The organism is Citrobacter sp. T1.2D-1 (genome assembly GCF_950098555.1).
Lineage (GTDB): Bacteria > Pseudomonadota > Gammaproteobacteria > Enterobacterales > Enterobacteriaceae > Citrobacter_A > Citrobacter_A telavivensis.
The window spans coordinates 33639-46385 of sequence record NZ_CATNHH010000023.1 but is presented as its reverse complement, the minus strand read 5'-3'; the positions used below and the strand labels follow the sequence as shown (position 1 = coordinate 46385).

The following is a 12747-nucleotide window of genomic DNA, read 5'->3' as shown; positions in this document are numbered from 1 at the left end:
GAGGGTGTATAAAGACGAAAGAACAATGACATGCTGCCGAAAGCCAATCGCATTCCCCACGCCATGACTCTCCATGGCGACACACGCATTGATAATTACTACTGGCTGCGGGACGACACCCGTTCGCAGCCGGATGTGCTGGATTACCTGAAACAGGAAAACTGCTACGGACATCAGGTTATGTCTACGCAGCAGGCGTTGCAGGAACGTGTGTTGAAAGAAATTATCGATCGCATTCCTCCCCGTGATACTTCTGCACCGTATGTGAAAAACGGTTATCGCTATCGCCATCTCTATGAACCCGGATGTGAGTACGCCATTTATCAACGTCAGTCGGCGCTAAGCGAGGAGTGGGATGACTGGGAAACGCTGCTCGACGGCAACAAGCGGGCGGCGCACAGCGAGTTTTACACCCTGGGGGGACTGGCGATCACGCCGGATAACACCATCATGGCGCTGGCGGAAGATTACCTTTCTCGCCGTCAGTACGGGATCCGTTTTCGCAATCTGGAAAACGGTAACTGGTATCCGGAGATGCTGGATAACGTGGAACCCGAGCTTGTCTGGGCGAATGACTCGCTGACCTTCTACTATGTGCGTAAGCATGAGACGACGCTGTTACCCTGGCAGGTCTGGCGACACACCATCGGTACACCGTCGACGCAGGACGAACTGATTTACGAAGAAAAAGACGACACCTTCTACGTTAGTCTGCACAAAACGACATCCCAACATTACATCGTCATTCATCTGGCTAGCGCAACGACCAGCGAAGTTTTGCTGCTGGATGCCGAACTGGCCGATGCCGAACCGTTCATCTTCCTGCCACGCCGCAAGGACCACGAATACAGCCTCGATCACTATCAGCATAAGTTTTACCTGCGCTCGAATCGCGAGGGTAAAAATTTTGGCCTCTATCGCACCCGTGTGCGCGATGAGAAACGGTGGGAAACGCTGATCCCGGCGCGGGAAGCTATCATGCTGGAAGGGTTTACCCCTTTACCGACTGGCTGGTGGTGGAAGAGCGCCAGCGCGGCTTAACCAGCCTGCGGCAGATCAATCGTAAAACCGGCGAGGTCGTAGGGATCGCCTTTGACGATCCGGCCTATGTCACCTGGCTTGCTTACAACCCGGAACCGGAAACGTCGCGCCTGCGCTATGGCTACTCCTCAATGACCACGCCGGACACGCTGTTTGAACTGGATATGGATACCGGCGAACGACGGGTGATTAAACAGACGGTGGTGGCGGGATTTGACGCCGCGAACTATCGCAGCGAACACCTGTGGATCACCGCGCGTGATGGCGTCGAGGTGCCTGTCTCGCTGGTGTATCATCAGAAGCATTTTCGCAAGGGACAAAATCCTCTCCTGGTGTACGGCTACGGTTCCTACGGTGCCAGCATAGATGCCGATTTCAGCAGCAGCCGCTTAAGTTTGCTGAATCGCGGCTTTGTTTATGCCATCGTCCACGTGCGTGGCGGAGGCGAGCTGGGGCAGCAGTGGTATGAAGACGGTAAATTCCTGAAAAAGCGTAATACCTTCAACGACTATCTTGATGCCTGCGATGCGCTGATAGCCCAGGGCTACGGCTCGCCCTCCCTGTGTTATGGCATGGGAGGGAGCGCGGGAGGAATGCTAATGGGTGTGGCAATCAACGAACGTCCCGAACGTTTTCATGGCGTGGTTGCCCAGGTACCGTTTGTGGATGTGGTGACCACGATGCTCGATGAGTCGATCCCCCTGACGACCGGCGAGTTTGAAGAGTGGGGGAATCCGAAAGATCCGCAGTATTACACCTACATGAAAAGCTACAGCCCGTACGATAACGTCAGGGCGCAGGCATACCCGCATCTGCTGGTCACCACCGGGCTGCATGACTCGCAGGTTCAGTACTGGGAACCGGCGAAATGGGTGGCGAAACTGCGCGAACTGAAAACGGATGACCATCTGCTGCTGTTGTGTACCGACATGGATTCCGGGCACGGCGGAAAATCAGGCCGTTATAAATCCTGGGAGGGGGTTGCGCTGGAATTTGCTTTCCTGATTGGCCTGGCGCAGGGGACGTTGCCTGGCAACCGTGCGGCTTAAGCGTTATCCAGATAGTGCTTGAGAGTTAAACGCAGCTCCGGGCTCATGCTGTCAAGGTTGTTAAACAGCCAGCGCAGGTAGCCCGGATCGCGCTCAGCGACATCCGAGACAGCTTTGCCACGATACTTACCAAAGGTAAAGGTGGTCAGCAACCCCGGTCGCCCGGTGATGTCGACCATCTGTTCTGTCGTCCAGCCGGAGGTATTCATAATATCGATGAGCAGCGCGGCGGTGATATAGCAGTCATAGAGTGCGCGGTGATGGTGAAGTCCCACAGGGGTTTGCACATTCAGTTTGCGTGACTTGTAGAGCGCCATATTGCTGTACTTAATACCCGGCCAGAGGCGGCGGGAAAGCTTCATGGTGCAAATCCACTCGCCCGGCATGTCTGGCAGCACGCGGCGGTCAAAGCTGGCGTTATGTGCCACATACCATTCACTGCCGTAATAGTGGGGAATGACCTCTTCAATCCACGGTTTATCGGCCACCATCGCTTCAGTAATGCGGTGAATCGCCATGGCCTGCGGCGAGATAGGTCGGTCAGGGCGCACCAGGTGGCTCATAGGATTCACTATCTTACCGTCAACCACGTCGACAGAGGCGATCTCTACAATCCCGCCCTGCAGGCCACAGGTTTCAGTATCGATGATGCGCAGCATGTAAAACTCCTGACCGAAAACGATTAGCGTAATGGAATGATATCACCTTGCCAACCCTGCGCTGTGCGCTGTCCTGTTAATAACAGTGAACCGCGGTCGGCACGGACAATTAATTGCCCGCTTTCATCCCACAATGCGCTACTTCCCCGCGCATTGGCCATCAGTACGGCAATCGAGAATTTATGCGAGAAGCGTTGTAATCGTGACGTTGAGGTGAGCAACTCGGATTCGCTGACGCTTTGACTGGTTGTAAACAGAGAACACGCCGGATCCATATCAACACCTTCCGGTTGTTCATCCACCACGCTGATGGTTTTCAGGTCTTCACACAGACACGCGCCGTGGCTTTGATGAAACATGCGCGGTGAGGTTACCCACGGGGCGAAAACGGCAATCCCGGTGACGAAGCGGTTGTTATGCTCGACTGGAAGACCGGCAATGATCGTCATGCGGTGCGCGTGGGCGGCCTGAGAGAGCGGCTGTAGCAGACTGATATCCGGCGGTGCGGGCAGCGACTGCGATTCGTCCATGCAACCGAGTAATGAAAGTGAGGGAAACACTAACAGTTCACACTGTTGTCTGGCTGCCGCCTCGATGAAATTCAGATGATGAGAGATATGTTCGCGAATAGACGTTTTTAGCGGTTCATACTGTGCTGCGGCTATTTTCCAGCGTGACATAATGACTTCCTTTTCATAGTGTCTACAATCATCCTTAAATCATAGAATAAGAATGTACTTATACTGTAGCAGCCAATATGTAAGGATACGTAACTTTACATCAAAGATATTACTTAGGTTTGGGCTCATACGGTAAGCGTGACAACGAAACGGACGCCAGACGGTGGGCGATCAGACGTTCGCGAAACCATTCGCGCAGATGAGCGGGTTGCTCGCGTTCTACGACTTCGGCGACAACGGGCATGTTGTAGCGCTCTTTAAACGCGACGCCAGCAGCGGCCAGGTCAACGTTTACCTTGTCCATTTCAGCCTGTTCAAGCTGAGCCAAATTTTTGTGCATGGGCTTCTCCTTTGGTATTGCGCGCAAAAGTTACTAAGAGTCTGCCATAATGGCAAGCCGCAATTGAAGATTGTCGACGCGAACATTATAGAAGGTTATCCTCACAGGATAAGGCATTACAAAAGGGAATAGTTGATATGGTCTCTCCTGCACGTACTTTTCGCTATACGCTCCTTTTTCTGGCTTCAGCCCTGGCGGCTCCGACCGTATGGGCCCATGCGCATCTGACCCACCAGTATCCGGCCGCGGAGGCCGAAGTTGCCGCCGCGCCACAGGCGCTGACGCTTAATTTCTCTGAAGGTATCGAGCCTGGATTCAGCGGGGCGACGATTACCGGTCCGAAACAAGAGGGAATCAAAACCCGTCCGGCAAAGCGTAATGAACAGGATAAGAAACAGCTGATCGTCCCGCTCGATGAAACGCTGAAGCCGGGTCAATACACGGTGAACTGGCACGTGGTGTCCGTCGATGGACACAAAACCAAAGGACAGTATACTTTTAGCGTGAAATAAACATGCTGACGCTGACCTGGGTTGCACTCCGCTTCATCCATTTTACCGCCCTGATGCTGGTGTTTGGCTCTGCGCTTTACGGCGCGTGGCTGGCACCGCTCTCTATCCGCCGTCTGATGAGCCGACGGTTCTTACGTCTGCAACAGCATGCTGCATGGTGGAGTTTTCTGAGTGCGTTACTGATGCTGGCGATCCAGGGCGGGCTCATGGGCTCCGGCTGGCAGGATGTTATCTCCGTTCCGATCTGGGTTGCCGTATTGCAAACCCAGTTTGGCGGGGTGTGGCTCTGGCAGATCGTTCTGGCGCTGGTCACGCTGGTTGCCGCGCTGATTGTGCCGCGTAATTTACCGCGACTATTACTGCTCTTAACCCTCGCGCAGTTTGCACTACTGACGGGAGTTGGGCATGCCACGCTGCACTCTGGCGTTATTGGCGCGCTCCAGCAGACAAATCATGCACTGCATCTGATTTGCACTGCGGCCTGGTTTGGCGGTCTGTTACCGGTGATTTACTGCATGGACATGGCAAGAGGACGCTGGCAGCAGCAGGCGGTTTACACCATGATGCGTTTTTCACGCTATGGGCATCTCGCCGTGGCAGGTGTGTTGCTTACCGGTATCGCCAATGTGTTGTTTATACAGGGTTTTTCACTTCCATGGCGGACCGTCTGGGGGCAACTGCTTTTGCTAAAATGTGCACTTGTCCTGCTAATGGTGGCAATCGCACTGGCGAATCGGTATCTTCTCGTACCACGAATGCGCCAGGATAGTCGACGCATCAATCTGTACTTTATTTGGATGACGAAGATCGAATGGGGAATCGGCGCCGTCGTGCTGGCAATTGTCAGTTTGTTTGCGACGCTGGAACCGTTCTGAGGGACAGGCAAAACTCATGAAAAAAATGATTCTCTCTTTGCTGCTTCTGACCAGTTCAGGGGTTGCACTGGCGGCACCGCAGGTCATTACCGTGAGCCGTTTTGAAATCGGCAAAGATAAGTGGGCGTTCAATCGCGAAGAGGTCATGCTGACCTGTCGGCCCGGAAACGCGCTGTATGTGATTAACCCCAGCACGCTCGTTCAGTATCCGTTGAATGATATCGCGCAAGAGCAGGTGGCAAGCGGCAAAACGAATGCACAACCTCTGTCGGTGATTCAGATTGACGATCCGGCAAAACCGGGTGAAAAAATGAGCCTGGCACCGTTTATCGAACGAGCAGAAAAACTCTGTTAATTCCCAAAAGTATCTTTCTGATTTCCAATAAAAAACCGCAAGCCTTCTGCTGAGGGTCTTGCGGTTTTTACATTTCAGTCAGTGACTACCACCGTTTTTTTCCGGCCGCATAAGCCGCGGACTGGAAAACCTGGCGTCGTCATCTATTCTTAAAAGGCAAGGCGACTTAGCCTGCATTAATGCCAACTTTTAGCGCACGGCTCTCTCCCAAGAGCCATTTCCCTGGACCGAATACAGGAATCGTATTCGGTCTCTTTTTATCTGTAGAACGGATGCTTTTCCTGAGCCAAACGGCGTTTCGCACCTATCATTCTGAGTAAACCATACCTACACCCAGGCATAAACGTCCAGCGTTTTTTGCTGCTATTGTTAAATTTGTGTTAGGGCGTGACTGAGGACAAAAACTCTCATGAAACAGCCTGAAAAGAGTTACCAAATGATCGAGGGGGCGCACTGGCGGCACATCTGGGTAGTCGGGGATATCCACGGCTGTTTTGCGCTGTTGATGGCGAAATTACGGGCCTGTCGCTTTGACCCCTGGCAGGATCTGCTGGTTTCGGTGGGCGATCTCATCGATCGTGGTCCTGACAGTTTGCGCTGTCTGCAACTGCTGCATAAGCGCTGGATGGTGGCGGTCAGAGGGAATCATGAACAGATGGCGATAGATGCCTTGCGCACGTCTCAATGGTCGCTGTGGACGATGAATGGCGGAGGCTGGTTTACGATGTTGCCTGAGCAGAAACGGCATCAGGCCACGCTGGCACTGGAGTACTGCCAGCAATTGCCGTGGATCCTGGAGCTGCATTGCCGCGAGGGGACGCATGTGGTTGCCCACGCTGATTACCCGGAAGACGTTTATCAGTGGCAAAAACCGGTTAACCTTACGGAGGTGCTGTGGCGACGTGCACGACTGAGTGCGCATCTTGCGGGAGATGGGGCCGCTATTGTCGGCGCTGACCATTTCTGGTTTGGTCATACGCCGCTGCATCAACGCGTTGACAGCTACAATCTTCACTACATCGACACGGGGGCGGTATTCGGCGGTGAGTTAACGCTGGTACGACTGCAGTGATTAAAAGTCACTGTATTGCTGCGCGGGTGCCCAGAATCCATCGATAAAATCCTCTACCGGGAAGCAGCCACCCTGGCGAATTCGTTGATCGTCCATATAATACAGACACTGCTGCTCGGTATCGTAAACATCCACTACGATATCTTCGCAACCGCCATCCAGATAACAGACAAACAGAACCAGTGCGAACATCCTATCCTCATTTTGTACAGCTCTGACAAAAGTGTAGGAGGAATTAACGCAGGCGGGAAGGGGGAAATAAATAACCCGCCGATAGACGGGTTCTTTTTGAATCAGGCAAGACGCATGATCCAGGCATCAGACTTACGATCGTAATGGTTGCGAAAGAGGACCGAATGTTCTCCGTTGAGAAGGGCAGGAATGCTGGTCTCATCGTCCCAGGCATCCAGCTGCATGCATAAATCCGGATCGGATTTACACGGAATGGTTAACGTTCGGTCTCCCGGCGACTCGCCGTGTAACTCGGCATCGTCAATTTCAAAGGCGCCAATGCGCACACTGGTTTTCATCATCGTGCTCTCCGTTGGTTTGCTGATTGTGGTACGACCAGTTAGGCCGTCCATTTCTCAGCGTAGACAACGCAGGCAAAAGCGCCAGTCAAAAAATGCGCAAATTTCCCGATTTCAGACGTTACCGGTAAACAATTTGCCATCACGAACCAGTTCTCGCGGGTAACTGTTTTTCAGCCGTGAACCGATCCGTTTGGCGAGGCCAATCGGCTGATGCTGGAAGGTCACCAGCACATCGTCAGTGGCGGGGGCGGTCTGCGGGTAAACATCGCGCCCGCGATACCACTCTTGCGCCTCCTGGTGCGACAGTTCAAACGCACTGCGGTGATTCACATCAGCCAGCGCGATGACCGCTTCGTGCTGCCAGCGATAACCTTTGTTATGGGTTTCTGCCAGCTTAATGCCGAGGCGAGAGAAGCGGACTTTACCGATCAGCGGTTCAATCTCCGCCGGGAAAAGCCAGACCTCTTTATCGCGCTGCCAGAGGTGCAGGTTTTCATCCCAGAGCAGGCCGAGGGCGCTAGCCGCCTGGGCTATATTCGCGCCTTCGCGACCTTTGACGGGGGTGAAAGGGAAGTTACCCACTTTGTACTTCGGCGCAGGCAGCGCGGGAATGGACGCTGTTTTACGCAGACGAGCAACGAAGAATCCTTCGCAGTCATAAATCTGCGGAAAGACATGCAGGAAACCTTCGGCTGTTAGCGCCTGCGTTGCCTCAGGAAAAAGATCGTCTAACGGTAAAAATTCCACTGCCTCAGGCCAGGTCTCTTTCAGCCAGGCAAGCACCGATTCGTTTTCATCACGATTTAACGTACAGGTCGAATAGACCAGGGTACCGCCAGGGCGCAGGGCGTGAAACGCACTTTCGATCAGTTCGCGCTGGGTTGCGGCAATCTCATGATTGCTTTCCACGGACCAGTTTTTCAGCGCATCCGGATCTTTTCGCACAACGCCTTCACCCGAGCAGGGGGCATCAAGCAAAATCGCGTCGAACATTTCCGGCAGTGCTGCACCGAATACGCGGCCGTCAAAATGGGTCAGCGCCACGTTATTGATCCCGCAACGACTGATATTGGCATGCAGCACTTTCACCCGACTGGCGGAGTACTCGTTCGCAAGAATCGCCCCGCGGTTGCCCATGCGCGCTGCGATTTGCGTGGTTTTTGAACCCGGCGCGGCGGCAACGTCCATCACGCGGTTCGGCGAATTATCATCGGCAAACAAGGCGGCAACCGGCAGCATGGAACTGGCTTCCTGAATATAAAACAGGCCGCTCAGATGCTCGGCGGTACTGCCTAAGGGCAATGCTTCTTCGTCGTCGCGCTCAATCCAGAAGCCCTCTTCACACCAGGGAACCGGCGTCAGCGACCATCCATACGGGGCGGTTAAAGTGAGAAAATCGGCAACCGAAATCTTAAGGGTATTAACGCGGATGCTGCGGCGTAACGGGCGCTGGCAGGCGGCGAGAAAATCATCAAAAGAGAGGTGTGCAGGCATTGCCTCGCGCATTTGCGTCAAAAAGGCGTCAGGAAAATAAACAGCGTGTTGAGTCACGGGGGAGCACCACCGGCAGTAAAACAAGCGCGCAGTGTAGCATAAAGGCCCCGGCGCGAGCACGCCGGAGCCTGATATTAACGTGGCAGCGCGGTGCCCCATTCACGCCACTCTTTCGGCTCACTTTCCAGCAGCAGGAAGTGTTTCCCGGCCTGCGCTTTCGGTGCCAGCGGGGTGCCTGGCGGCGTGGCGAACGCAATGCCGCCGCGAATGAACTGATTAAAGGTGCCGGTCTTCACGACGCCGCCCGTCAGGCCAAAGTCCAGACTGTATCCGGAGGCCAGCCAGAAGACGGAGTTATTGCGGACCAGATGCTGATAGCGTTGACTGATGCGCAAGGCGATCATCACGCGGTCAGACAATGTGCCGAGCGTCATGCCGGTTACCGTACCGACTTCAATCCCACGGAACAGCACCGGCGTACCGATCGCCAGCGAGCCTGCTTCGGGGACTTCGAGCACAATACTCAGCCCGTCAAGGTAGCGCGAGTCAGTAATGGTCGCTTCCTGCAGTTCGAAGTCTCGACGTGGATTACCCCGACCCGGCTCGACGTTGATGTAGGGTTGCAGGATAGTGTCGAGATGCTCCACGCCAGCGGCCGAGATCTGCGGTGTAATCACGGAGAAGCGCGTCCCGCCACGGGCAAAGGTCTGCACGTACTCCGGATACAGTACCGCCTTCGCCTGTACCTCGTTGCGCGAGGTGAGCAGTTCAAGCGTCTGAATCTGTCCGATATCAATGCCGAGGTAGCGAATCGGCATCCCGGCAGCCAGTTTCCCGGCATCAAAAGCGTGGAGTGTAATTTGCCCCCCGACCGCACGCGCGGCGGTTTCAGAGGCGTACAAAATACGCTTATCGCCTTTGCGCTGGCTGGCGCTGGCGCCGCTCAGGTTATCAAAGCTGATTGCACCCTTCAGCGCGCGCGACAGGGGAGAGGCTTGCACGGTCAGACCGCTGCCGTTGAGCTGCACTTTAGCCCCGCCTTCCGCCCAGAATACGCTGTTGCTGGTCAGCAGGTTGCGGTACTCAGGCTTAATGTGGAGATCGATGTCAAAGGCGTCGGCGCGGGGGCGTACGGTGATCACTTCGCCCACCTCAAATTTACGGTACAGCACCACGGAACCGGCCTGCACGTCCGGCAGCGTTTCCGCACGCAGACTCAGGGTGGTGGTCGGCAGATCGCTCAGACTGTTCTCCACCGCTTTTTCCAGGTTGGCATACAGCGGATAACTGGACTTCATTTCTCCTTTGCTGCCCGGCAATATGCGGATACCGCCGCTTATCCATTCGCTGGCGCTGGCACCAAGAAATTCAACGCCATCCAGACCCACTTTGACATCCACACGACTGTTGACCACGAATTTACTGTCACCCTTAACCAGGTCGCGATGCTGTGGATCGACCGCCGCGGTGAACTCGACCCCTTTGCTGGTTAGCTTACGTTCGATCACCTGGCCTACCTGGACACCGTGGAGGATCAGCGGTTGACCCGCCTCGATACCGTAGCTTTCGGGCGCGGTCAGGGTAAACGTCAGAACGTCAGGTTCATGAAGCAGGGCTTTTTCACCAGGGACAACCACGAACTCGCTGCGCGATTCACCGGTACCGGGCACCAGTTCAAAGGTTTTGCCCGTCAGCAACGAACTGATGTTAGCGTCACTTAGCGACAGTTTGGGACTGCGCAGTTCAATGCGAGTGCCGTCGCGTAGCAGCGTCACAACGCTGGGATCAACGGTCATTTCGCCGGTGACTTTACCGCCCGGCTCTAAATTCAGTTTGGTGAGTTCACCGACTTCCAGCCCCTGATACATGAGCGGGGTGGCGTTCGCTTTCAGCCCTTCGCCGCTGGGCAGTTCCAGCTTAACAATGACGCCGCGTTGGCTGTGCGCCAGATCGGCGTACAGGCCAAAGGTATCATCCTGATCCGCGACCTTTGAGTCGTCCGGGGAGTCAAAGGCAATGGCCCCGTTGACCAGGGCAGCCAGACTCTCCAGTTTGACCTTCGCACCGCTCAGACTGATGTCGGCATTGACCCCTGAAACATTCCAGAAACGACTGCCTTTCTTCACCAGGTTGGTAAAGCGGCGTTCAACCAGAACATCGATAGTGACGCCCTGTTTGTTTGGGTTAATGCTGTAATCATAAACCCTGCCGACCGGGATCTTACGGAAATAGACCAGCGAACCGCTGTTCAGCGACCCCAGATCGGGCGCATTAAGATGGATCATCAGGTCGCCGTTATCCAGGCGATATTTCGGCTGGGTATCAAGGGCGACGAAATGATCCTGCTCTTTACCTTTACCGGGCATCATGCCGATATAGTTACCGCCAACCAACGCATCAAGGCCTGAAACCCCCGCGAGCGACGCTTTGGGCGTCACCAGCCAGAACTGCGTGTCTTCGCGCAGGGCATCTTTCATGTCCGACTTAATGCTGACTCGCACCTCAATTTTTCGCAGATCCTGACTCAGGCTGATGTCCTGAACCGTACCCACCTCTACGCCCTGATAGCGAACGGGCGTACGGCCCGGTACGATGCCATCCGCAGACATGAAATCGATGGTCACGGTGTTACCGCGATCTTCATAACTGTTCCAAATCATCCATCCCGCGATCATTAACGCAATCAGCGGGAGAAGCCAGAATGGTGAGATACGGCGTTTAGTTTTAATCTGCGCTTCAGTCTGCGAAGCGGGCGTTTCCTGACTCATGTGCATCCCAAAGTAAGCGGCTGTCCAGCCATTCCACTGCAAGAATAGTCAAAATGACCGCTGAGCCGAAATAAAACGCAGCCGGTCCCATAGTAAAAGCAAGAATCTGGTCGCGGTTAATCAGCGACATGGTTAAGGCGATAACAAAAAGGTCCAGCATCGACCAGCGACCGATCCACGTGACCAGGCGCAAGAGTTGCATACGCGTGCGTAAACCCTGTTCGCATTTGAACTGAATGCTGAGCAACAGCGTAAACATGACGATCACTTTGGTGAATGGCACCAGAATACTGGCGATAAAGACCACGGCGGCCACGGCGACATTGCTGTTCGCCAGCGACAGGATACCGGACATGATCGTGTCTTCCTGTCGTCCACCGTTCACGTAGATAACCGAGATAGGCATCAGGTTAGCAGGCAGCAGCAAAACAATCGATGCCAACAACGCCGCCCAGCATTTTTGTACGCTCTGATTTCGGCGCTCACGCAAGGGAATATGGCAGCGCGGGCAGCGTCCACGCGGGTCCGGATAACCGGTAAAATGACAACCGAGGCAAATACGCAACTGCTCGTCCGGGCGTTTTGCCGGTCGCTGCGGATAAAAGCGTTCCCACAGCTGTTCAATGTTCAGATGCGACAGCGTCAGGATGCTAAGGATCACCAGTGCGATGAAGGCGTAAAGCCCCACGCCAGGCTGCAAAAAGGCGTAATCCTGAACTTTGATCGATGCCACGCCAATGCCCACCAGATAGATGTCCAGCATCACCCACTCTTTGAGTTTTTCCAGCATCAGCAGCACCGGGCGCAAATTCATGCCGAGAATATTGCCGAACCACAGGTAGGCAATCGCGCTCACGAGGATCAGCGGCGCGCCCGCAACGCAAAACAGCACCATCGTCGCGGTAATGGGATCGCCTTGCTGCGTCATCTGCCAGATCCCCTGCATCACGTTGGCATCAATGCGGATGCCCAGCAGATAGATATGCAGCAGAGGCTCGCCCCAGGCGAAGGGCATCAGCAACAGCATGGTGACAGCCATCGCCCCCAGGCGCGTCAGCGACCAGTCGCGACCATCACGAATTTTCGCCTGGCAGCGGGGACAGTACGCGCTCTGGTGAGAGCGCATCTTCGGCAGACTAAACAGCAGGTCACACTGAGGGCAACGCTGATAGTGCGCACTAGGCAGTGCTTCGCTGATGGATCGGATCGCTATTTTTTTCGTTGGCGTGATCTGGGGTGTCTTGAGAGCCATGTATCGCGAATCAAAGTGTTAGAATTATGTAATCTTAACTCATGACGGGAATGATCTTGAGCATTAACGCATTTAATGCTTATTTTAATAGGCTGGCAGTATCAGAGTAAGACAACT

General features: G+C 54.6%; 12 protein-coding genes and 1 pseudogene. 5 read left to right on the top strand and 8 right to left on the bottom strand.

All coding sequences use genetic code 11. From position 1 onward, the window contains the following. Positions 1–30 precede the first annotated feature (30 nt). Positions 31–2090 (top strand): annotated as a pseudogene (gene ptrB / locus QQZ17_RS16370) (oligopeptidase B). On the opposite strand, the gene exoX reads toward ptrB, so the two are convergent. The 3 genes from exoX to QQZ17_RS16355 all read right to left on the bottom strand — a co-directional run bounded on the left by exoX (position 2087) and on the right by QQZ17_RS16355 (position 3769). Further along, positions 2087–2749 carry an exodeoxyribonuclease X gene (gene exoX, locus QQZ17_RS16365; RefSeq protein WP_152404136.1) on the bottom strand — a complete coding sequence of 221 codons (663 nt, stop codon included), beginning with the start codon at positions 2747–2749 and terminating at the stop codon, positions 2087–2089. The pseudogene ptrB and the gene exoX overlap by 4 nt on opposite strands. Before the next feature lie 23 nt (positions 2750–2772). Then, the gene (locus QQZ17_RS16360) at positions 2773–3429 is read right to left on the bottom strand and encodes a carbon-nitrogen hydrolase family protein (protein WP_152404138.1); all 657 of its coding nucleotides are present in this window, start codon (positions 3427–3429) and stop codon (positions 2773–2775) included. A 109-nt stretch (positions 3430–3538) separates the two neighbouring features. Further along, entirely contained in the window at positions 3539–3769 is a 231-nt protein-coding gene (locus QQZ17_RS16355; protein ID WP_046481161.1) for a DNA polymerase III subunit theta, read from the bottom strand. A 137-nt stretch (positions 3770–3906) separates the two neighbouring features. Here QQZ17_RS16355 and yobA point away from each other — a divergent pair, with 137 nt between their 5' ends. The 4 genes from yobA to pphA all read left to right on the top strand — a co-directional run bounded on the left by yobA (position 3907) and on the right by pphA (position 6583). Beyond that, positions 3907–4281, top strand: a complete 375-nt coding sequence (gene yobA, locus QQZ17_RS16350) for a CopC domain-containing protein YobA (protein ID WP_152404140.1) — start codon at positions 3907–3909, stop codon at positions 4279–4281. Positions 4282–4283: 2 nt separating this feature from the next. Continuing rightward, positions 4284–5156: a copper homeostasis membrane protein CopD gene (copD, locus tag QQZ17_RS16345; protein WP_152404142.1), complete on the top strand. Its 873-nt coding sequence runs from the start codon at positions 4284–4286 to the stop codon at positions 5154–5156. A gap of 16 nt (positions 5157–5172) precedes the next feature. After that, positions 5173–5511: a YebY family protein gene (locus QQZ17_RS16340; RefSeq protein ID WP_152404144.1), complete on the top strand. Its 339-nt coding sequence runs from the start codon at positions 5173–5175 to the stop codon at positions 5509–5511. 409 nt (positions 5512–5920) lie between these two features. Next, complete coding sequence (pphA, locus tag QQZ17_RS16335; protein WP_152404146.1) at positions 5921–6583, top strand: protein-serine/threonine phosphatase; 663 nt, start codon at positions 5921–5923, stop codon at positions 6581–6583. On the opposite strand, the gene QQZ17_RS16330 is transcribed toward pphA, so the two are convergent. From QQZ17_RS16330 to yebS, 5 genes are all read right to left on the bottom strand, one after another. Continuing rightward, positions 6584–6775, bottom strand: a complete 192-nt coding sequence (locus QQZ17_RS16330) for a YebW family protein (protein ID WP_042318465.1) — start codon at positions 6773–6775, stop codon at positions 6584–6586. Between the two features lie 101 nt (positions 6776–6876). After that, positions 6877–7113 (bottom strand): YebV family protein, encoded by a 237-nt coding sequence (locus tag QQZ17_RS16325; RefSeq protein WP_167382411.1) that lies wholly within the window; start codon positions 7111–7113, stop codon positions 6877–6879. A 114-nt stretch (positions 7114–7227) separates the two neighbouring features. Next, positions 7228–8667, bottom strand: coding sequence for a 16S rRNA (cytosine(1407)-C(5))-methyltransferase RsmF (gene rsmF, locus QQZ17_RS16320; protein ID WP_152404148.1), 1440 nt, complete (start codon positions 8665–8667; stop codon positions 7228–7230). Between the two features lie 77 nt (positions 8668–8744). Further along, positions 8745–11378, bottom strand: coding sequence for a PqiB family protein (locus QQZ17_RS16315; protein WP_152404149.1), 2634 nt, complete (start codon positions 11376–11378; stop codon positions 8745–8747). Then, positions 11347–12630, bottom strand: a complete 1284-nt coding sequence (gene yebS / locus QQZ17_RS16310; RefSeq protein WP_152404151.1) for a membrane integrity lipid transport subunit YebS — start codon at positions 12628–12630, stop codon at positions 11347–11349. Before yebS ends, QQZ17_RS16315 begins: the two co-directional genes overlap by 32 nt. Between the last annotated feature and the right edge of the window lie 117 nt (positions 12631–12747).

Coding starts and splice junctions, on each gene's coding strand:
- exoX (WP_152404136.1), bottom strand. CDS start 2,749: ATGCTGCGCATCATCGATACTGAAACCTGTGGCCTGCAGGGCGGGATT.
- QQZ17_RS16360 (WP_152404138.1), bottom strand. CDS start 3,429: ATGTCACGCTGGAAAATAGCCGCAGCACAGTATGAACCGCTAAAAACG.
- QQZ17_RS16355 (WP_046481161.1), bottom strand. CDS start 3,769: ATGCACAAAAATTTGGCTCAGCTTGAACAGGCTGAAATGGACAAGGTA.
- yobA (WP_152404140.1), top strand. CDS start 3,907: ATGGTCTCTCCTGCACGTACTTTTCGCTATACGCTCCTTTTTCTGGCT.
- copD (WP_152404142.1), top strand. CDS start 4,284: ATGCTGACGCTGACCTGGGTTGCACTCCGCTTCATCCATTTTACCGCC.
- QQZ17_RS16340 (WP_152404144.1), top strand. CDS start 5,173: ATGAAAAAAATGATTCTCTCTTTGCTGCTTCTGACCAGTTCAGGGGTT.
- pphA (WP_152404146.1), top strand. CDS start 5,921: ATGAAACAGCCTGAAAAGAGTTACCAAATGATCGAGGGGGCGCACTGG.
- QQZ17_RS16330 (WP_042318465.1), bottom strand. CDS start 6,775: ATGTTCGCACTGGTTCTGTTTGTCTGTTATCTGGATGGCGGTTGCGAA.
- QQZ17_RS16325 (WP_167382411.1), bottom strand. CDS start 7,113: ATGAAAACCAGTGTGCGCATTGGCGCCTTTGAAATTGACGATGCCGAG.
- QQZ17_RS16315 (WP_152404149.1), bottom strand. CDS start 11,378: ATGAGTCAGGAAACGCCCGCTTCGCAGACTGAAGCGCAGATTAAAACT.
- yebS (WP_152404151.1), bottom strand. CDS start 12,630: ATGGCTCTCAAGACACCCCAGATCACGCCAACGAAAAAAATAGCGATC.